The organism is Streptomyces sp. NPDC057939 (assembly GCF_042887545.1).
In the GTDB taxonomy this organism is placed as follows: Bacteria; Actinomycetota; Actinomycetes; order Streptomycetales; family Streptomycetaceae; genus Streptomyces.
The window spans coordinates 1-20,114 of the sequence record NZ_JBHVPG010000075.1 but is presented as its reverse complement, the minus strand read 5'-3'; the positions used below and the strand labels follow the sequence as shown (position 1 = coordinate 20,114).

Annotated in this window: 18 protein-coding genes; 4 read left to right on the top strand and 14 right to left on the bottom strand. The window is 68.7% G+C overall.

What is annotated here, in order from left to right; all coding sequences use genetic code 11:
* Positions 1-27: 27 nt before the first annotated feature.
* Positions 28-1,314: an MFS transporter gene (locus ACFVS6_RS39980; protein ID WP_389711450.1), complete on the bottom strand. Its 1,287-nt coding sequence runs from the start codon at positions 1,312-1,314 to the stop codon at positions 28-30.
* A 136-nt stretch (positions 1,315-1,450) separates the two neighbouring features.
* On the opposite strand from ACFVS6_RS39980, the gene ACFVS6_RS39975 reads away from it, so the two are divergent.
* The gene (locus ACFVS6_RS39975) at positions 1,451-2,449 is read left to right on the top strand and encodes a LacI family DNA-binding transcriptional regulator (protein WP_389711449.1); all 999 of its coding nucleotides are present in this window, start codon (positions 1,451-1,453) and stop codon (positions 2,447-2,449) included.
* Between the two features lie 89 nt (positions 2,450-2,538).
* Here the strand turns inward: ACFVS6_RS39975 and prcA are convergent, their stop codons facing one another.
* The 6 genes from prcA to arc form a co-directional block, all read right to left on the bottom strand.
* Positions 2,539-3,303, bottom strand: coding sequence for a proteasome subunit alpha (gene prcA / locus ACFVS6_RS39970; protein ID WP_281206877.1), 765 nt, complete (start codon positions 3,301-3,303; stop codon positions 2,539-2,541).
* A gap of 46 nt (positions 3,304-3,349) precedes the next feature.
* Positions 3,350-4,189: a proteasome subunit beta gene (gene prcB, locus ACFVS6_RS39965; RefSeq protein ID WP_385571855.1), complete on the bottom strand. Its 840-nt coding sequence runs from the start codon at positions 4,187-4,189 to the stop codon at positions 3,350-3,352.
* Positions 4,141-4,374 carry an endonuclease VII domain-containing protein gene (locus tag ACFVS6_RS39960; RefSeq protein WP_385572032.1) on the bottom strand — a complete coding sequence of 78 codons (234 nt, stop codon included), beginning with the start codon at positions 4,372-4,374 and terminating at the stop codon, positions 4,141-4,143. The genes prcB and ACFVS6_RS39960 overlap by 49 nt, the downstream gene beginning before the upstream one ends.
* Before the next feature lie 402 nt (positions 4,375-4,776).
* Positions 4,777-4,989 (bottom strand): ubiquitin-like protein Pup, encoded by a 213-nt coding sequence (locus ACFVS6_RS39955; protein ID WP_030233608.1) that lies wholly within the window; start codon positions 4,987-4,989, stop codon positions 4,777-4,779.
* A gap of 176 nt (positions 4,990-5,165) precedes the next feature.
* Positions 5,166-6,677 (bottom strand): depupylase/deamidase Dop, encoded by a 1,512-nt coding sequence (gene dop / locus ACFVS6_RS39950; protein ID WP_389711448.1) that lies wholly within the window; start codon positions 6,675-6,677, stop codon positions 5,166-5,168.
* 251 nt (positions 6,678-6,928) lie between these two features.
* The gene (arc, locus tag ACFVS6_RS39945) at positions 6,929-8,695 is read right to left on the bottom strand and encodes a proteasome ATPase (RefSeq protein ID WP_388898524.1); all 1,767 of its coding nucleotides are present in this window, start codon (positions 8,693-8,695) and stop codon (positions 6,929-6,931) included.
* Positions 8,696-8,959: 264 nt separating this feature from the next.
* On the opposite strand from arc, the gene ACFVS6_RS39940 reads away from it, so the two are divergent.
* Entirely contained in the window at positions 8,960-9,280 is a 321-nt protein-coding gene (locus tag ACFVS6_RS39940; RefSeq protein WP_389711447.1) for a ferredoxin, read from the top strand.
* A gap of 4 nt (positions 9,281-9,284) precedes the next feature.
* Here ACFVS6_RS39940 and ACFVS6_RS39935 read toward each other — a convergent pair whose 3' ends face one another.
* The 3 genes from ACFVS6_RS39935 to ACFVS6_RS39925 all read right to left on the bottom strand — a co-directional run bounded on the left by ACFVS6_RS39935 (position 9,285) and on the right by ACFVS6_RS39925 (position 12,219).
* The gene (locus tag ACFVS6_RS39935; protein ID WP_389711446.1) at positions 9,285-9,881 is read right to left on the bottom strand and encodes a hypothetical protein; all 597 of its coding nucleotides are present in this window, start codon (positions 9,879-9,881) and stop codon (positions 9,285-9,287) included.
* A gap of 223 nt (positions 9,882-10,104) precedes the next feature.
* The gene (locus tag ACFVS6_RS39930) at positions 10,105-11,001 is read right to left on the bottom strand and encodes a tRNA (adenine-N1)-methyltransferase (protein WP_281206869.1); all 897 of its coding nucleotides are present in this window, start codon (positions 10,999-11,001) and stop codon (positions 10,105-10,107) included.
* A gap of 18 nt (positions 11,002-11,019) precedes the next feature.
* A complete protein-coding gene (locus tag ACFVS6_RS39925; protein WP_389711445.1) occupies positions 11,020-12,219 on the bottom strand; it encodes a site-2 protease family protein in 1,200 nt (399 codons plus the stop codon).
* A 144-nt stretch (positions 12,220-12,363) separates the two neighbouring features.
* Here ACFVS6_RS39925 and ACFVS6_RS39920 point away from each other — a divergent pair, with 144 nt between their 5' ends.
* Complete coding sequence (locus ACFVS6_RS39920; protein ID WP_389711459.1) at positions 12,364-13,293, top strand: RecB family exonuclease; 930 nt, start codon at positions 12,364-12,366, stop codon at positions 13,291-13,293.
* Between the two features lie 64 nt (positions 13,294-13,357).
* Positions 13,358-14,032 (top strand): response regulator, encoded by a 675-nt coding sequence (locus ACFVS6_RS39915; protein ID WP_389711444.1) that lies wholly within the window; start codon positions 13,358-13,360, stop codon positions 14,030-14,032.
* Between the two features lie 111 nt (positions 14,033-14,143).
* On the opposite strand, the gene ACFVS6_RS39910 is transcribed toward ACFVS6_RS39915, so the two are convergent.
* From ACFVS6_RS39910 to ACFVS6_RS39895, 4 genes are all read right to left on the bottom strand, one after another.
* The gene (locus ACFVS6_RS39910) at positions 14,144-15,727 is read right to left on the bottom strand and encodes an ABC transporter substrate-binding protein (RefSeq protein WP_389711443.1); all 1,584 of its coding nucleotides are present in this window, start codon (positions 15,725-15,727) and stop codon (positions 14,144-14,146) included.
* A gap of 71 nt (positions 15,728-15,798) precedes the next feature.
* Positions 15,799-17,400 carry an ABC transporter substrate-binding protein gene (locus ACFVS6_RS39905; protein ID WP_389711442.1) on the bottom strand — a complete coding sequence of 534 codons (1,602 nt, stop codon included), beginning with the start codon at positions 17,398-17,400 and terminating at the stop codon, positions 15,799-15,801.
* 480 nt (positions 17,401-17,880) lie between these two features.
* On the bottom strand, positions 17,881-18,582 hold the full coding sequence (locus ACFVS6_RS39900; protein WP_389711441.1) for an HAD family hydrolase: 702 nt from the start codon (positions 18,580-18,582) through the stop codon (positions 17,881-17,883).
* A gap of 113 nt (positions 18,583-18,695) precedes the next feature.
* Positions 18,696-20,114: vitamin B12 dependent-methionine synthase activation domain-containing protein (locus ACFVS6_RS39895; protein WP_389711440.1), on the bottom strand; the 1,419-nt coding region annotated here is incomplete at its 5' end.

The window sequence follows — 20,114 nt, the reverse complement described above, 5'->3', positions numbered from 1 at the left end:
AAACCGGGTTCGAGAGCGGCGTTCCGATCAGTTTTTCACGAACGGCTCCGCCGGACCCCCCGCGGACGCCCCCGCGCCCCCCTCCGCGGCGCCCCCGACAGCGCCCTCCACCGACCCGGCCACCGCCCGAACGCGGCCCGGCGAGGCCAGCACCCGCTGAGTCAGCGTCAGCACCAACAGCGCCGCGACCCCCGCGCCGCCCGCCACCGCGAAACCGGCCGTGATCCCGCCCAGTTCCACCGCCGGACCCGCAGCCGCCGTACCCATCGCCGCACCCACCCCGAAGAACGTCACCAGCCACGAGAACGCCTCCGTCACCGTCCCCACCGGAGCGTGCCGGTCCACCACGATGAACGCACACGCGATCGCCGGCGCAAGGAACACGCCCGCCAACGCCGACAACGCCACCATCCCCACCGGCCCCACCGTCGACATCAGCGGCAGGTAACACACCGCCAACAACGCCACCAGCAACTGCAACCGCCGCTCCGGCGCCCCCGCCCACTGGCGCGCACCGTAGGTCACACCACCCACCAACGCACCCAGACCCAACGCGGCCATCATCCAGCCGTACACCGCCGCGCCACCGTGCTCGTCCGAATAGGCGACCGCGGCCACCGTGATCGAACCCAGCGCCGTACCCACGAAGAAGAACGCGCCCAACAACGCCAACAGACCCCGCGAACGCAGCGCCCCCAACCAGTGCGCCTCCCGCGGCTCGGAACGCCACGCACGCGACGGCTCCGACACCACCACCGACAGCGCACCCAACACACCCAGCACGTTCAGCGCCACCAGCGCCACCGCCGGCGACCACAACGAGACGAACACCGTCACCAGCAGCGGCCCGACCGTGAACATCACCTCCTGCGCCACCGCGTCCATCGCGTACGCGGCGTGCACCCGCTCCTCCTTGCCACCGAGCACACTCGGCCAAAGAGCCCGCAGACCACCCTCCAGCGGCGGCGTGAACAGCCCCGCCACCACCACCGCCGCATAGGCGACGGCCGCCGAGCCGATCCCCGCGAACGCCAACCAGACCATGCCCAGCGCCGACAGCACCGCCGCCGGAAGCTGCACCCGCGGCTGCCCGTACAGGTCCACCGCCCGACCCAACAACGGCTGACCGATGGCGTTCGCCACCCCGTACGCCGCCGCCAACGCCCCCGCCAGGCTGTAGCTGCCGCCCTCCGCCCGCACGAACATCACCAGCGCGATCGACGCGATGCCGTTCGGCAACCGCCCCACCAACGTGCCCGCCAGCAACCTCGCGGCATGCCGGGTCCTGAGCAGCTCCATGTACCCCGCGGCCATGTCCGCCCCCTTCCGCCCGGACCCAGCCGGAGTAATACGTATAACGTGACGACGTCATACGTACCATGGCCGCAGTCGCACGGTCCAGCCCACGGACCCCGACACCACCTCCCACCTCGCACTTCAGGAGCCCCCTGTGACGAGACCCACCAGCCGGGACGTCGCCGCCGCCGCCGGGGTCTCCCAGGCCACCGTCTCCCTCGTCCTCGGCGACAAATGGCGCGGCCGCGTCTCCGAACGCACCGCCGCACTCGTCCGCGAAACCGCCACCGGCCTCGGCTACCGCCCCAACCTCGCCGCCCGCAACCTCCGCCTCGGCAGCACCCGCACCGCCCTCCTCGTCGTCCCCGCCCTCACCAACGAATTCTTCGCCCGCGTCTACACCGGCGCCGCCCGCATCGCCGCCGAACACGGCTTCGGCGTCGTCCTCTACCCCTCCCCCGACGGCACCGGACCCGCCCGCGACCCCTTCGCCTCCGCCCGCGCCGCACTCGACGGAGTCATCGCCTCGTCCATGGCCGCCGCCGCCCTCGACGCCATCGGCGGCGACGACCTCCCCCTCGTCATGCTCGACAGCGACCCCTCCTCCACCGGCGCCGCCGCCCACATCAACCTCGCCATGGCCGACGGCATGCACCAGGTCGCCACCCACCTCCTCCACCACGGCCACCGCCGCTTCCTCCACCTCGCCTCCGCCGTCGACTCCTGGACCTTCCACGTCCGCGCCCGAGCCCTCGCCGACCTCCTCACCCCCACCGCAGACCTGACCACCGTCAAGGCCCCCCTCACCGTCGACGGCGGACGCCGAGCCGTGGAAACCGCCCTCGCCGCCCCCGGACCCCGCCCCACCGCCATCGTCTGCGACGACGACATCCTCGCCGCCGGCGCCTGCAAGGCCGCCCGCCGCCTCGGCCTGCGCGTCCCCGAGGACCTCTCCATCACCGGCTTCGACGACCTCGCCCTCGCCACCGCCGTCGAACCCGAACTCACCACCGTCGCCCTCCCCGCCGAACGCGTCGGAGAACAGGGCATGACCGCCCTCCTCGCCGCCCTCGACGGCACCCCCTGGACCGCCCCCGACATCCCCGTCCACCTCGTCGTCCGCGACTCCTCCGGCCCCGCCCCCACCCCCTGACCGAACCCCGCCCCGGACACGACGAAGCCCCGGCGCACCCTCACGGGCACACCGGGGCTCCACACACCACGGAACCGACTCGACCGGTCCTACTCGGCGTCGTCCTCCGGCGCCTCGTCGTTCGACACGGCATCCGCCTGCGCCGCCGCCGGAACATCCGCCTCCAGCAACCGCGCCAACTGCCGACCCCGGATCCGCTTGAACTTCCGCTGCTGCGCCCGCGTCCGGTCCAGCACCGCGACCTCCAGCCGCTCCGCCGGAATCGTCTTGTCGGCACCGTTCGCCTGGCTCGACAGCGCCTGCACGGCCAGCTTCAACGCCTCCGACAGCGTCATCGCGTCCCGGTGCCGCTGATCGAGGAACGTACTGATCTGCTCGGCATTGCCACCGACCGCGACCGAGCCGTGCTCGTCCACGATCGAACCGTCGTGCGGCAACCGGTAGATCTGGTCCCCCGCGGCCGTCGCACCCACCTCGGCGACGACCAACTCCACCTCGTACGGCTTCTCACCCGCACTGGAGAAGATCGTGCCGAGCGTCTGCGCGTAGACGTTCGCCAACCCACGGGCCGTCACATCATCACGGTCGTAGGTGTACCCACGCAGATCCGCGTACCGCACACCACCGATCCGCAGGTTCTCGTACTCGTTGTACTTGCCGGCGGCCGCGAAGCCGATCCGGTCGTAGATCTCGCTGAACTTGTGCAGCGCACGGGACGGGTTCTCGCCGACGAACACGATGCCGTCGGCGTACTGCAGCACGACAAGGCTGCGACCGCGGGCGATGCCCTTCCGGGCGTATTCCGCCCGGTCGGCCATGGCCTGCTGGGGTGACACATAGAACGGAGTCGACACCGGCTGTCCGTCCCTTTCTTCTGGGCTCCTACGGGGCGACGGATGGTCAGAGCAGGGCGGCGCGCGGGCCGTCGGGCTGCTCCAGCCGACGGTTGGTGACCGTACGGGCCAGTTCCTGCGACTGGTCGTCGGTCAACCTGCGGAACCCCTCGTCCGTGATGACGGTGACGATCGGGTAGATGTGGCGGTACAGGTCCGGACCACCGGTCGCCGAGTCGTCGTCGGCGGCGTCGTACAGCGCCTGCACGACCAGCGTGGTGGCCTGCTCCTCCGTCAGGTCCGGACGGTAGAGCTTCTTCATGGAACCGCGGGCGAAGATCGAGCCCGACCCGGTGGCGGCGTAACCGTGCTCCTCCGAGCGACCGCCGGTCACGTCGTAGGAGAAGATGCGGCCCTTCTCCTTGGCCTCGTCGTACCCCGCGAACAACGGAACGACGGCCAGCCCCTGCATCGCCATGCCCAGATTGCTCCGGATCATGGTGGACAGCCGGTTGGCCTTGCCCTCCAGCGAGAGGGTCGTCCCCTCCACCTTCTCGAAGTGCTCCAGCTCCAGCTGGAACAGCTTGACCATCTCCACGGCCAGGCCGGCCGTGCCGGCGATGCCCACCGCGGAGTACTCGTCGGCCGGGAACACCTTCTCGATGTCCCGCTGCGCGATCATGTTCCCCATGGTCGCCCGCCGGTCACCGGCGAGGACGACCCCACCGGGGAACGTGGTGGCCACGATGGTCGTCCCGTGCGGCGCCTCGACGACACCCTCGGGGAGCTTGCGGTTCCCCGGCAGCATGTCGGGCGAGTGCGCGCCCAGGAAGTCCATGAAGGACGACGACCCCGGCGTCAGGAAGGCTGCCGGTAGACGCCCTGTGCCACGATTGTTGGCTTCCACTCGTGTCCCTCCAAGTATGAGACGACCCGACGAGCAGCGTCGGGATCGTCACCCAACTTGCCGATGGCCGTGTTGCAGTTGAAGCACAGTACGCCTCGGACCCTACCCGTCGAGTGGCAATGATCCACATGAACGGCCGGGGCCTTGAGGCAGATGAGGCAGAGGCCGCCCTGAGCTGCGATCATTTCGTCACGTTGCGCCTCGGCCATGCCGTAGGACCGCTTCAGGTGGCCTGCTCGACCTTGGATGGCCCTGCACGCCTTGCAACGCGTCGACAGGCCATCCGAGGCCGTTCCGTTCTTGTGCCATTCACTGTGCGGCTTGCTCTCGCCGCACTGACGGCAGAGCTTCCACCCAGGCGGCACTTCCACTCTCTCCTTCACGACCTTCCCCAAGGCCGCTTGCCGGCGACGGTAGTGCGCGGCGCTGTAAGCGGCCACGCACTCCCGACATCTGGGCTGAAGCCCGTCGCCGCGGTTACGGTCTGCGGCGAAGCCGTTCAGGGGCACGTCGCGGTCACAGCCGCGACACCATTTGGTTCCGTTCGACACGTACCGAGAGTGGCGGAACCACCTTCGATTCGAAGGCTACTCCCCGCCTTTTTGTACGAAACTCCGAACGAAGTCCTCGGCATTCTCCTCGAGCACATCATCGATTTCGTCGAGCACGGAGTCGACGTCGTCGGAGAGCTTTTCCTGGCGCTCCTTGAGGTCGGTCGATTCCTCGACCGCGGCCTCCTCGACCTCCTCGGTCGAGCGCGTCGCCTTCTGCTGTCCGCCGCCGGTGTCCTTGGTCGCCATGTCTACCTCACCCCGCTCGGTTCGCACGCTCACGTGGAGAGACCCCGGGATTCGGGATCTCTCAAGATCAGACCCTACGCCGGACCCTACAAGGAGGGTCCGGCATTCGTCCCCGCACTTTCCATCAACGTCCGGCTTTCTTCATGATTCCCGGACCGGAGGCCTTTCAGCCTTCCTCACTGCCCCGAAAGCACCCGCACCAGGTCCTCGGCCGTACGACACCGGTCCAGGAGCTCCTTGACGTGATTGCGGGTCCCCCGGAGGGGTTCCAGGGTCGGGACGCGCTGGAGGGAGTCGCGGCCCGGGAGGTCGAAGATCACGGAGTCCCAGGAGGCGGCGGCCACGTCGTCCGCGTACTGCTCCAGGCACCGGCCCCGGAAGTAGGCCCGGGTGTCCTCCGGGGGCTTGCTCTCGGCCCGCTCGACGGCCGGCTCCTCCAGGAGCCGCTTCATCTTCCCGCGGGCGACCAGGCGGTTGTACAGGCCCTTCTCGGGCCGTACGTCGGAGTACTGGAGGTCGACCAGGTGCAGTCGCGCCGCGTCCCACTCCAGCCCGTCGCGCCTGCGGTAGCCCTCCAGGATCTCTCGCTTCGCGATCCAGTCCAGCTCGCCCGACAGGCTCATCGGGTCGGTCTCCAGCCGGCCCAGGACGTCCTCCCACCGAGCGAGGACGTCCTTGGTCTGGTCGTCCGCGTCGGAGCCGAACCGCTCCTCCACGTACTTCCTGGCCAGCTCGAAGTACTCCATCTGGAGTTGTACGGCGGTCAGCGTGCGGCCGCTGCGCAGCGTGATCAGGTGTTGCAGGTCGGGGTCGTGGGAGACGTGGTGCAGGGTGCGCACGGGCTGGTCCACGGCCAGGTCGACGTTGATGAACCCGTCCTCGATCATGGACAGGACGAGCGCGGTCGTGCCGAGCTTGAGGTAGGTGGAGATCTCGGAGAGGTTGGCGTCCCCGATGATCACGTGGAGGCGGCGGTACTTCTCCGCGTCCGAGTGGGGTTCGTCGCGCGTGTTGATGATGGGGCGCTTGAGAGTGGTCTCCAGTCCGACCTCTACCTCGAAGTAGTCGGCCCGCTGGCTGATCTGGAAGCCGTGCTCGCGGCCGTCCTGGCCGATGCCGACGCGGCCGGCGCCGGTGACGACCTGGCGGGAGACGAAGAAGGGGGTCAGGTGGCGCACGATCTCCGAGAAGGGGGTTTCCCGCTTCATCAGGTAGTTCTCGTGCGTGCCGTAGGAGGCGCCCTTGTTGTCGGTGTTGTTCTTGTAGAGGTGGATCGGCTGGGCGCCGGGCAGCTGGGCGGCCCGTTCGGCGGCTTCGGCCATGATCCTTTCGCCGGCCTTGTCCCAGAGCACGGCGTCGAGCGGGTTGGTGATCTCCGGCGAGCTGTACTCGGGGTGCGCGTGGTCGACGTAGAGCCGTGCGCCGTTGGTGAGGATGACGTTGGCGAGGCCGATGTCCTCGTCGGTCAGCTGGCTGTTGTCGGCGGCCTCGCGGGCGAGGTCGAAGCCGCGGGCGTCCCGCAGCGGATTCTCCTCCTCGAAGTCCCAGCGGGCGCGTCGCGCCCGGTGCATCGCCGCCGCGTAGGCGTTGACGATCTGGGACGAGGTGAGCATGGCATTGGCGTTCGGGTGTCCCGGAACGGAGATCCCGTACTCCGTTTCGATCCCCATTACTCGCCGTACGGTCATGCGGCCCTCCTTGCCCGGCGGCGCTCCCGTTCGGGAGCGGCGCTCAAGTACCGCTGGTGCTCCGGTGCGTCGTGTGCGGTGCCCGTCCCCGCACTGCGCGACCGGCGGTACGGAAGAGCCTAGAACCACTGCGCGCTGGTGGGGAGATCATTTCAGTCATTGAGTTCGCCCTGTCACCGGCCGAAAAGGGCGGGCGGTAAAACAGGCGGCTGCGGGTGCCCGGTGAGGGCATCCGCAGCCGCCCCTTTTTGTCAGAGGTACTGACCGGTATTCGCCACCGTGTCGATGGAGCGTCCCGTGTCCGCGCCTTGCTTTCCGGTGACGAGTGTGCGGATGAATACGATCCGCTCGCCCTTCTTTCCGGAGATTCGGGCCCAGTCGTCGGGGTTGGTGGTGTTGGGCAGGTCCTCGTTCTCCTTGAACTCGTCCACGCAAGCCTGGAGGAGGTGGGAGACGCGCAGGCCCCTCTGGTTCTGCTCGAGGAAGGCCTTGATGGCCATCTTCTTCGCACGGTCGACGATGTTCTGGATCATCGCGCCGGAGTTGAAGTCCTTGAAGTAGAGGACTTCCTTGTCGCCGTTGGCGTACGTGACCTCGAGGAAGCGGTTCTCCTCGGTTTCGGCGTACATCTGCTCGACGACCGTCTGGATCATGCTGTGGACGGTTTCGGCCGTGGAGCCCTGGTGCTCGGACAGGTCGTCCGTGTGCAGGGGCAGCGTGGCCTTGAGGTACTTGGCGAAGATGTCCTTCGCCGCCTCGGCGCCGGGGCGCTCGATCTTGATCTTCACGTCGAGCCGGCCGGGGCGCAGGATGGCCGGGTCGATCATGTCCTCGCGGTTGGAGGCGCCGATGACGATGACGTTCTCCAGGCCTTCCACGCCGTCGATCTCGGCGAGCAGCTGGGGGACGATGGTGTTCTCCACGTCCGAGCTGACGCCGGATCCGCGGGTGCGGAAGAGGGATTCCATCTCGTCGAAGAAGACGATGACGGGGGTGCCCTCGCTGGCCTTTTCCCTGGCGCGTTGGAAGACGAGGCGGATGTGGCGCTCGGTCTCGCCGACGTACTTGTTGAGGAGTTCGGGGCCCTTGATGTTCAGGAAGTAGGACTTCCCGGCGGGCTGGCCGGTCACCTCGGCGACCTTCTTGGCAAGGGAGTTGGCCACTGCCTTGGCGATGAGGGTCTTTCCGCAGCCGGGGGGGCCGTAGAGCAGGATGCCCTTGGGGGGCCGGAGTTCGTGCTCCTTGAAGAGGTCCGGGTAGAGGTAGGGGAGCTCGACCGCGTCGCGGATCAGCTCGATCTGGTCGCCCAGGCCGCCGATCTTGTCGTAGTCGATGTCCGGGACCTCTTCGAGCGTGAGGTCCTCGACCTCGCTCTTGGGGACGATCTCGTAGACGTAGCCGGAGCGGGGTTCGAGCAGCAGGGAGTCGCCGGGGCGGATGGTGACGTCCAGGAGCGGCTCGGCGAGCCTCACCACCCTTTCCTCGTCGGTGTGCCCGACCACCAGGGCGCGCTCGCCGTCCTCAAGGATCTCCTTGAGGGTGACGATGTCCCCGGCCCGCTCGTATTCCATGGCTTCGACCACGTTGAGCGCTTCGTTGAGCATGACCTCCTGGCCGCGCCGGAGGTCTTCCGGTTCGACGCTGGGGCTCACGTTCACGCGGAGCTTGCGGCCGCCGGTGAAGATGTCGACGGTGCCGTCCTCGTTCGCCTGGAGGAAGACACCGAAGCCGGCCGGCGGCTGTGCGAGCCGGTCGACTTCCTCCTTGAGGGCCACGATCTGGTCGCGGGCCTCGCGGAGGGTATTCGCGAGTCGTTCGTTCTGCGCGGAGACGCCTGCCAGATTTGTCTGGAGCTCGACGATCCGCTCTTCGAGAATCCTCGTGTGACGCGGAGAGTCGGCGAGCTTACGTCGCAGGACGGCGATTTCCTGCTCGAGATAGGCAACCTGGCCGGCGGGGTCCTCAGACCCTCGCCCGGGCCGGATGCCGCGGTTGATGTCGTCGTCGTGGGCTGCCACGGTCCTCACCTCCTCCAAGGGGAGCTGGACGCTTCCTGACCCTACCTGGGCTGGTGGTGATTGAAACCCCTAGATCACAAAGACGGTAGAGGTGTGTCCGATCTTCACCCTTGCGTACTCCCTCACGCCAAGGAAATACCCACCCATCAACATCGGAAAGCAGCCGGTTGTAAGGTCGAACTGTTCAACACCCGTCAGGGCTCGTGCGACTTGCTTCGAGTTGTGGCCGGGGTGGATCACTCGGAGCAGGGAACGGCAGGAGATATGAGCGTGCAGCAGGAGGCCCCGGCGGAGGGTGTCGGCGGGACCGGGCAGCCGCTGGAGGTCTGGATCGATCAGGATCTGTGCACCGGTGACGGGATCTGCGTGCAGTACGCACCTGAGGTGTTCGAGCTGGACATCGATGGTCTGGCGTACGTGAAGAGCCCCGAGGACGAGCTGCTGCAGGAGGCGGGGGCGACGACTCCGGTTCCGTTGACGTTGCTCCAGGACGTGGTCGATTCGGCGAAGGAATGTCCGGGTGACTGCATCCACGTGAGGCGTGTTTCGGACAGGGTCGAGGTGTTCGGTCCGGACGCGGAGTGACGGTTCAAACACTTCCGGCGGACGAGTCCGTCAGCTCCTGGCGGAATTTCCCGTCGGTCCAGCGCCACTTGGCGAGCTGGCTGACGTCGGGGTCGGAGCGCGGTACGTCGGGCGTGGAGTAGCCGAGGAGACGTGCCGTGACGGAGCCGTCACGGACGGCGAGCTCGGTGGCGGTGCGTCGGCGGTCGGTGTCGAGCAGGGTGGCCACGACGCGTGGTGTGGAGCCCGGTGCGGGGTCCTGGATGAGCACGTAGAGGGCGTGGGGCGGGGTTCCGGAGCCGGCCCGGCAGCGGACGGCCGCCACGGTTTCGGGGCGTCCGTCGCCGTCGAGGTCGCCGTGGGCGGTGTCGGTGACGGCCTGGGGCAGCCCCTTGCAGTCGAGGGGATAGGTGACCGCCCGCGCGTCGGGGGCGGTGGCCCGTGGGCCGTTGCGGGTGCCGGGCGGCGGGGTGGCTCCGGTGGCGGGTTCGGGCTGGAGCAGGCCCGCGCCGGCTATGACGGCGGCGACGGCCGTGGCCGTGGCGGCCCAGTGGGCGGGCCGGGCACGGTGGTGGGCCGGGGATTGCGGGGTGGGCGCCGGCGTGGTGGGGCGGTGCGGCACGCGGGGTGTCTCCTGTGCGAAGGGTGACGGGGAGCCAGCATCGTGCCACATGTCACACGGCGGTGGAACGGCCGGGTCCGGGCGGTTCGGGCCGGGGCGCGGGGTGTGTGCGGGTGGGTAACGAAAAGGCGCTGCGGCGCAGTTCCCGGTCTGTCGGGGGAACTGCGCCGCAGCGCCTTGGTGTTGGGCGGGCCCGGTGGGTGGGCCGGTCCGGGTGGGGCCGCTATGCGGAGCGGTCGCTGCCGGGTCCGTCGTAGTCCTCGCCGTAGGCGCCCTTGGAGGGGCGGCGGCGGCGCAGCGGGGGTTCGACGCCGTCGGCGAGGCGGCGGGCGGTGACCAGGAAGCCGGTGTGGCCGATCATCCGGTGGTCGGGGCGGACCGCGAGGCCTTCGACGTGCCAGTTGCGGATCATCGATTCCCAGGGCTGCGGTTCGGCGTAGCAGCCGAACTCGCGGATGGATTCGACGGTGCGCGAGAGCTGGGTGGTGGTGGCCACGTAGCAGCAGAGGATGCCGCCGGGGACGAGGGCCTTGGAGACGGCCTCCAGGCATTCCCAGGGGGCGAGCATGTCGAGGATGACGCGGTCGACGTCGGTGTCGGACAGGTTGTCCTGGAGGTCGCCGACGGTCAGCTGCCACGCGGGGTGGGGGCCGCCGAAGTAGCGTTCGACGTTGGCGGTGGCGATCTCGGCGAAGTCCGCGCGGCGCTCGTAGCTGTGGAGCATGCCCTGGTCGCCGATGGCGCGCAGCAGGAAGCTGCTCAGGGAGCCGGAGCCCACTCCTGCTTCCACGACGCGGGCGCCGGGGAAGATGTCGGCGAAGGCCAGGATCTGGCCCGCGTCCTTGGGGTAGACCACGGCGGCGCCGCGGGGCATGGACAGGACATAGTCGGGGAGCAGGGGACGCAGCGCGAGGTATGCGACGTTGCCCGTGGTACGGACAACGCTGCCCTCGGGGGCGCCGATCAGCTCGTCGTGCGGGAAGGAACCCTTGTGGGTGTGGAAATTCTTCCCGGCTTCGAGCGTGAACGTGTAGTGGCGGCCCTTGGGGTCGGTGAGCTGAACCTGGTCCCCGACCTCGAAGGGCCCGCGTCGGCGGGCGGCACCGGTCGGTTCGGACATGTGACCAGTGTATTGGCTTCAGGACTGGGGCCGCGCCATGGCCTTCACGAAGGCCTTCTCGACGTCGAGGGTGGACAGGACGCCGTAGATGGTGCCGCCGTCCTCGAGGACGAGGTATTCGGTGGCGGGGGTGGCGCGGAGGTGGTCGAGGAGTTCTTCGCCGGTGAGTTCCGCGGAAACCTTCATGCCGTCGGTGAGGTCCTGGGCGAGGGTGCTGACGGCTACCCAGGGTCGGCGGTGTTCGGGGACGGAGGCGATGGCGGTTTCGCGGACGATGGCGATGGGGTCGCCGAGGCCGTCGACGACGACGAGGGCGCGGGCTCCGGCCTCGTTGGCCCGGCGCAGGGCTTCGGAGAGGGGGGTGGCGTTCTCGACGGGGATGGCGCGTCGGGTGAGGGCGCGGGCGCGGAGTTCGGGGAGGTGTTGGCGCAGGCGGGCCATGCGGAGGCTGTTGCCGGCGCCGGTCCAGATGATGGCGGCCAGGATCGCGGCGAGGAGCGCGTCCATGACGGTGTTCATGCCGCCGATCTCGTCGGTGCGGTTGCCGAGGACGCCGGTGTGGGTGAGGAGGGGGAGGCCGAGGAGGACGGCGACGGCGAGGCCGCGTCCGACCCAGGCGGCGGCGATGGTGCCGGCCATGGGTTTGCCGGTGATGCCCCAGATGACGGCGCGGAGCATGCGTCCGCCGTCGAGGGGGAGGCCGGGGAGGAGGTTGAAGGCGGCGACGAGGAGGTTGGAGATCATCAGGCCGGCGAGGAGGACGCCGGGGACGGTGGCGGGGTCGACGGCCTTCATGCCGAGGTAGAAGATCCCGGCGAGGGCGAGGGAGAGGAGGGGGCCGACGAAGGCGAGGACGAATTCGCGGCCGGGTGTCTCGGATTCCTTCTCGATCTCGGAGACTCCGCCGAAGAACTGGAGCTGGATGCGGCGCACGGGGAGTTTGTAGCGGAGCGCGGCGATGGTGTGGGCGAGTTCGTGGACGAGGACGGAGGCGTAGAAGGCGACGGCGAAGAAGAGGGAGACGAGGTAGCGGACGGGTCCGAGGTCGGGGAGGATCTGGTCGAGCTGGTCGCCGAAGACCCAGGTGATGAGGGCGGCGACGAGGAACCAGCTGGGGGAGACGTAGACGGGCACTCCGAAGGGGCGGCCCATGAGGATGCCGCCGCCCGGGTCGGAGCGCTTGGCTGCGCGCTCGCCGGTTTCGTCGGTGTCTGCCACGGCTTTCCTTCGTTCGGTGCTTGGGTTTCCAGTGTGGTTCAGGTGCTGGTGTAGCGGGGTGTGATGCTCCGATCATGCAGTGCGAGGGGGCTTTGCGTCGATGGTATGCGCGTGCTGTCGGCGGTGGACCGTAGGGTTTGGAGCATGACGACGAGTCCCGGTGCCGTGCCAGGTGCTTCCGAGGTCGGCGTGGCGCCGGTCGCCGTGCCGCCCAGTTCCCTGTCGCCCTCGCGGGCCGGCGATTTCATGCAGTGTCCTCTGCTGTACCGGTTCCGGGTGATCGACAAGCTGCCGGAGAAGCCGAGTGCGGCGGCGACGCGGGGGACGCTGGTGCACGCGGTGCTGGAGCGGTTGTTCGATCATCCGGCGCAGGAGCGGACGGCGCCGCGGGCGAAGGCGTTGATCCCGGGGCAGTGGGACCGGTTGCTGGAGTCGAAGCCGGAGCTGGCGGAGCTGTTTCCGGAGGGGGACGAGGGGGCCGGGCTGGCGCGTTGGCTGACGGAGGCCGAGGCGTTGGTGGAGCGCTGGTTCACGTTGGAGGACCCGACGCGGCTGGAGCCGGTGGAGCGGGAGTTCTTCGTGGAGACGGAGCTGGAGTCGGGGCTCCGGTTGCGGGGGATCATCGACCGGGTGGACGTGGCGCCGTCGGGTGAGGTGCGGATCGTCGATTACAAGACGGGGAAGGCGCCTCGGCCGGAGTACGCCGAGGGTGCGTTGTTCCAGATGAAGTTCTACGCGCTGGTGGTGTGGCGGCTGAAGCAGGTGGTGCCGCGGCGGCTGCAGCTGGTGTACCTGGGCAGTGGGGACGTGTTGACCTACGATCCGGTGGTCGCGGATCTGGAGCGGGTGGAGCGCAAGCTGCACGCGTTGTGGGAGGCGATCCGGGAGGCCACGGAGACGGGTGAGTGGCGGCCGCGGCCGACGAAGCTGTGCGGCTGGTGTGATCATCGGTCGGTGTGTCCGGAGTTCGGGGGGACTCCCCCGGTGTATCCGTTGGCGGTCGTGCCGAGGCCGGCGGGGGCGCCGGTGGAGGTCGTGGTGGATCGCCCGGCGGATCGCCCGGCGGAATCCTGATCTTGTCGTCAGGGCAGAATGGGCGGCGTCCGCCGTAGCCGCCCGACGAATACGAGGTACCTCCGTGGCCATCCGCGTCCTGCTGGTCGATGACCAGCCACTGCTGCGCACCGGGTTCCGGATGATCCTGGAGGCCGAGCAGGAACTCGTGGTGGTGGGCGAGGCCGGGGACGGTCTGCAGGCGTTGGACCAGGTGCGGGCGCTGCAGCCCGATGTGGTGCTGATGGACATCCGGATGCCGCGGATGGACGGGGTGGAGGCGACGCGGCAGATCACGGGTCCGGAGCGGAACGGGCCGGCGAAGGTTTTGGTGCTGACCACGTTCGACCTGGACGAGTACGTGGTGGAGGCGCTGCGGGCGGGGGCGAGCGGGTTCCTGTTGAAGGACGCGCCGGCGACCGAGTTGGTGCAGGCGATCCGGGTGGTCGCGGCGGGTGAGGCGATGCTGGCGCCGAGCATCACGCGGCGTTTGTTGGACAAGTACGCGGGTCACCTGCCGTCGGGTGAGGACAGTGTGCCGGACACGCTGGGGACGCTGACGGAGCGCGAGGTCGAGGTGCTGAAGTTGGTGGCCCGGGGGTTGTCGAACGCGGAGATCGCGGCGGACCTGTTCGTGAGCGAGACGACGGTGAAGACGCATGTGGGTCATGTGCTGACGAAGCTGGGGCTGCGCGACCGGGTGCAGGCCGCGGTGTACGCGTACGAGTCGGGTCTGGTGCGGCCGGGCGCCACTCCGTAGCCGATCCCGGCTCCCCGCTCCCCCCTCGTTTTCCGGGGTGGTTCGGGGGGTACGGCAACGGGCCGGCGGCCGCGTGGAGCGGCTGCCGGCCCGTTGCCGTGTGGGTGGGGCTCAGCCCTTGCTGATCTCCCAGAAGCGGAAGACGGTCGAGGCGTCGAGGGACCACTGGAGGCCGGTGACGTTCTGGCGGGTGACGGCGTACTGCTTGCCCTGCCAGAGCGGGAGGATCGGGACCTCGTCGGCGACGATGTCCTGGAGCCGGTTGTAGTCCATGTTGGCCGCGGTGCGGTCGGACTTCGCGGAGGTCGACGGGATGATGGTCCCGCTGATCTCCTTGTTGTCGTAGTTGTTGTGCAGGACGTTGTCCGGGCCGAAGAACGGCTGGGTGAAGTTGTCGGCGTCCGGGTAGTCCGGCACCCAGCCCTTCACGTAGATGCCGTACTTGCCGTCCTGGATGTCCTTCTCGTACTGCTCGTACTCGACGGACTTCATCTCGGCGTCGAAGAGGCCGCTGTCGTTCAGCTGCTTGGCGATGACCTGGAACTGCTGGTCGGTGGAGGGGCCGTAGCGCGAGGGGGTCGAGTAGAGGGTGACCTTGACCTTGCCGGTGATGTTGGCGGCCTTCAGGACGGCCTTGGCCTTCTCGGGCTGCGGGCTGCCGCCGTAGCGGTCGAAGAACGGGGTGGTGTGTCCGGCGATGCCGGCGGGGACGATCGAGTAGAGCGGGACGGCGGTGCCCGCGTACACGTCCTTGACGAGCGCCTCGCGGTCGACGAGGTAGGCGATGGCCTTGCGCACGGGCAGCTTGCCGACGACGGGGTCGTTGACGTTGAAGACCATGTGCTCGACCTCGGCACCGGTGCCCTGGACGACGTCGACCTTCTGATCGCCGGTCTTGGTGGCGGCGAGGCCGGCGATGTCCTTGGCGGCGAGGCCGCGGAAGGCGAAGTCGACGTCCCCGCTCTCCAGGACGGTCTTGAGGGCGGCCTGGTCGCCGTTGAAGAACTTCAGCGTGACGCCGGTGTTCTTGGCCTTGGCCTTGCCGCTGTAGGACTCGTTGACGGAGAAGCTCGCGCTCTTCTCGCTGAAGGAGTCGAGCTTGTAGACGCCGGAGCCGATGGCCTTGTTGTCGCCGCGGAGCTTGTCGGCCGGGTACTCGCGGCTGTCGACGATGGCGCCGGCGCCGGAGGCGATCTTGCTGGGGAAGGTCGCGTCGGAGTTCTTGAGGCGGAAGACGATGGTCTTCTCGTCGGGGGCCTCGATGGAGCCGATCGACGCGAGCATCACGGCGGGGCCGTTGTCGTCGTTGATCTTCAGGGTGCGCTCGAAGGAGAACTTGACGTCCTTCGAGGTGAGGCTGTTGCCGTTGCTGAACTTCAGACCGCTGCGCAGGGTGCACTTGAACACCTTGCTGTCGCCGCCCTCGAAGTTGCAGGCCTGGGCGGCGTCGGGCTCGGGCGTGGTGCCGCCCTTGGGGAAGCTCAGCAGCGACTGGAAGACGTTGTTGAAGAGCAGCCAGGAGCCCGGGTCGTAGCCGGAGGCGGGGTCGGTGGACTTCACCTTGTCGGATATGCCCATCACGACGCCCTTGCCGCTGCCGGCGTTCGAGCCGTCGGTCGAACCGCAACCGCTGAGCAGCGCGGCGGCGGTGGCTGCGCCGAGCGGGGCCGCCAACCACTGGTTACGTCGGTTCACGCGAAAGTCCTTCACAGTCTGGTCTGAACGTTGCGCCGGCCTGCGACTCCCGCTGCCGGTTGTTGCCGGTCTCAGCCGCTGACACCTCGGCCGAGTTCCCACAGCTGGAGGTCGGAGATGGCGTTGACCGACCACTCCACTCCGGTGATCCCATCGCGGGCGGCGACGTACTGCTTGCCCTGCCACAGGGGCAGGACGGGTACGTCCTCGGCCACGATGTCCTGCATCTCCGTGATCGCGGGGACGGCGACGTTACGGTCGATCGCGCGCCTGGCGTCGGGGATGAGCCTGGTGCGCACCGCGGTGTTCGCGTACGGCGTGCCCAGGAAGTTGTCCTGCTCCAGGAACGGGGCGAGGAAGTTGTCGGCGTCCGGGTAGTCGGGGAACCAGCCGAGCCCGTAGGCGGCGTAGTCGCCCTTCTTCTGGGCGGGCCGGAAGTCGGCCCATTCGTTGCCCTGGACAGTGATGTCGAACAGCCCGGTGGAGTTGAGCTGGGTCTTGAGGGCCTCGAACTCGGCGGTGGTGCCGTCGCCGTAGTGGTCGGAGGTGTAGTTCAGGGTCAGCTTGACCGGGGTCTTGATCCCGGCGTCCTTGAGGAGGGCCGCGGCCTTGGGGGTGTTGGCCTCGCCGTACTTGTTGAAGAACGAGTTGACGTGCCCGGTGACGGTGGTGGGGACCAGCGAGTACAGGGGCTGCGCGGACTTGCCGTAGACCTTGGAGATGACGTTGTTGCGGTCGACGGCGGCGGCGAGCGCCTGGCGCACGGCCTTGTCCTTGACGACCGGGGCGTCGGTGTTGAAGCCGAGGTAGCGGATCTCCAGGCCGGGCATGGGGACGAGCTTGACGCCCTTGGGGGGCTTGGCGGAGAGCTCGGTGATCTGGGCGGGCGACAGGGTGCGGGAGACGACGTCGATGGATCCGCCGGTGAGGGACTTGCCCATGGCGGCGGAGTCGGCGAAGGTGCGCAGTTCGACCTTGTCGTTCTGGAGCTTGATGTCGCCCTTGTAGTGCGGGTTCTTGGTGAAGACGGCGCGGACGAGGTGGTTGTCCTTGACCTCGGCCTTCATCGTGTAGGGGCCGGAGCCGTCGACGGCGAAGCCGGAGCGGAGCTTGTCGGCCTCGTACTGCTTCGCGCTGACGATGCCCGCGGCGGGGGTGGAGAGCTTGTACGGGAAGGTCGCGTCGGGGGTCTTCAGGTGGAAGACGACGGTGTCGGTGCCCTTGGTCTCGACGCCGTCGAGGGTGGAGAGCAGCGAGGAGGGGCCGTTCTCGTCCTTGATCGCGAGGACGCGGTCGATGGAGTACTTGACGTCCTTGGCGGTGAGGGGGTCGCCGCTCGCGAACTTCAGGCCGGGTCGCAGGGTGCAGCGGTAGCTCTCGTTGCCGGTGTCGGTGAAGCGGCAGTCGGAGGCCGCTTCGGGGACGGGCTCGCCGCCGCCGCGCGGGGTGTGCATGAGCGTCTGGACGGTCTGGCGCAGGATGTTCCAGGCGCCGGCGTCGTAGGCGTATGCGGGGTCGAAGGGGGCGGGGGCGTAGTCGGCAGCCTCGAACCGGTCGGTGGTGCCGACGACGATCGCTCCGGATCCTGCTCCTCCGGTCGCTGTGCCGCAGGCGGCCAGCGTGGGGGTGAGCAGTCCGGCCGCGGCCGTCAGCACCATGGTCTTGCGGTTCATTCTGGAAGTACTCCCTCACCCGGCACTTGCTCAAAGCGGCGTAGAGGGCACTGCGCGGCGGTCGCCCGTTCAGGGCGGAACGATCGGGCCGGTGTTTGACGATCGGTCCACGCGCATACCGGTCACAGGGGTGTGTGTTCGGTATGGCTGAGGTGCGGCGTAGTGCCCGCGTCGACATTAGTGGCCTGGGACGGGATGGCTGGAACTGGCAGGAGTTGGGGCGTAATCGCACGGTGATGGGTGCGGACTGACAGCTCATGCGGGAGAGTTCGCAGATGGGGGCAGGAGCTGATCAATCCGGACACATGGGGAGGCGCCGGGGCCTGTCCGGGGGGCCTTCGGGCACCTCGCGGGTGACCAAGCTCACCCTGCGCAACGCTTCCCTGGAGGATGGAATTTCGGCCTCCGGGGCTGCGCACGGAAGATCCTCCGCCAGGACCTCCGGCATGCCTCATTCCGTTCGGTACAGAGTGTGCGTGCTCAGTTCATCGGAGTGATGAGGGAGCGCAGGAAGCTCAGGTCGACGTCCTCCAGCGAGCGGACGACCGTCCGGCCGGGTGCCGGTTCGATCCGGCCGACGGAGGGGATGGCCACGACCCGGCAGCCCGCGGCCTCGGCGGCGGCGACGCCGGTGGCGGTGTCCTCGATGACGGCGCAGCGCGAGGGGTGCGCGCCGAGGGCGTTCGCGGCGAACAGGTACGGGTCGGGGTGCGGCTTGGTCCGGGGCACCTCGTCCCCGGCGACGGTCATGGTGAACCGGTCGCGGCCGAGGGTGAGCAGGACCTGGTCGATGACGCGGCGGTGCGAGGCGGAGACGAGGGCGGTGGGGATGTTGTTGCGGGCGAGCTCGGTCAGCAGGCGTTCGGCTCCGGGCATCAGCGGGACCTGGCCGGCGATCCGTGCCTCGAAGCGCTCGTTGAGGAGGACGCTGAGTTCGGCGAGGTCGATGGTGGCGCCGGTGGATTCGATGAGGAAGGCGGCGCTGCGGCTCATGGGGCCGCCGACGACGACGTCGCGCCAGGCGTCGTCGAGTCGGTGCCCGAGCTCACCGAAGATCTCGGCCTCGATCTCCCACCAGAAGCCCTCGGTGTCCACGAGGGTGCCGTCCATGTCCAGCAGCACCGCCTGCAGGGCGTGCCCGTCGGCCGTACGGGTGACGGGGGCGGGAACGGTGCTGGTCAATGCGCACACCTCTCTCAGGGGACGATAAGGCCGGTCACCTCGGCCCGTGGGGACGTGCCCCGGGGATCAGGTGACCGGCCTGTATGGGACCGTCCAGTGTACGCCGGTCCGTCTCAGCGCGCGTTGAAATACTTCGCTTCGGGGTGGTGGATGACGATGGCGTCGGTGGACTGCTCGGGGTGCAGCTGGAACTCCTCCGAGAGGTGGACGCCGATCCGCTCCGGCTGGAGGAGGTCGGCGATCTTCGCGCGGTCCTCCAGGTCGGGGCAGGCTCCGTAGCCGAGGGAGAAGCGGGCGCCACGGTACTTGAGGTCGAACATGTCCTCGACCTGGGCCGGGTCCTCGCCGCCGAATCCGAGTTCGGAGCGGACGCGGGCGTGCCAGTACTCGGCCATGGCCTCGGCGAGCTGGACGGAGAGCCCGTGCAGTTCCATGTACTCGCGGTAGGCGTTGGCCTGGAACAGCTTGGCCGTGGCCTCGCCGATGCGGGAGCCGACGGTGACGACCTGGAGGCCGACGACGTCGGTCTCCCCCGATTCCTCGGGGCGGAAGAAGTCGGCGAGGCACAGGCGGCGGCCGCGGCGCTGGCGCGGGAAGGTGAAGCGGGTCCGCTCGTTGCCCTGCTCGTCGAGGATGATCAGGTCCTCGCCCTTGGAGACGCAGGGGAAGTAGCCGTAGACGACGGCGGCTTCGAGGAGGTTCTCGGTGTGCAGCTTCTCCAGGAGGCCGCGCAGGCGGGGGCGGCCCTCGCTCTCGACGAGCTCCTCGTACGTCGCTCCGCCGGCGCGGGCCTGCTTGAGGCCCCACTGGCCCTTGAACAGGGCGCCCTCGTCGAGCCAGGTGGCGTAGTCCTTGAGCGGGATGCCCTTGACGACGCGGGTGCCCCAGAACGGCGGGGTGGGAACGGGGTTGTCGACGGAGACGTCGGACCGGCCGCCCGGCTCCTCCGGCTCGTCGACCTGGAGGGCGGGGGTGTCCCGCTTGGCGACGCGGCGTTGCTTGAGTTCGGGGAGGGTGGCGCCGGGGACGCCGCGCTTGACTGCGATCAGGGCGTCCATGAGGCGCAGGCCCTCGAAGGCGTCGCGGGCGTAGCGGACCTCGCCCTCGTAGATCTCGTGGAGGTCCTGTTCGACGTAGGCGCGGGTGAGGGCGGCGCCTCCCAGGATGACCGGGTAGTCGGCGGCCAGCTTGCGCTGGTTGAGCTCCTGGAGGTTCTCCTTCATGATCACGGTGGACTTGACGAGGAGTCCTGACATGCCGATGACGTCGGCGCGGTGTTCCTCGGCGGCTTCGAGGATCGCGGAGACCGGCTGCTTGATGCCGATGTTCACGACGTTGTAGCCGTTGTTGGTCAGGATGATGTCGACCAGGTTCTTACCGATGTCATGCACGTCACCGCGCACCGTGGCCAGGACGATCGTGCCCTTGCCGTCCGCATCGGTCTTCTCCATGTGCGGTTCCAGATACGCCACCGCGGTCTTCATGACCTCGGCCGACTGGAGCACGAACGGCAACTGCATCTGCCCCGACCC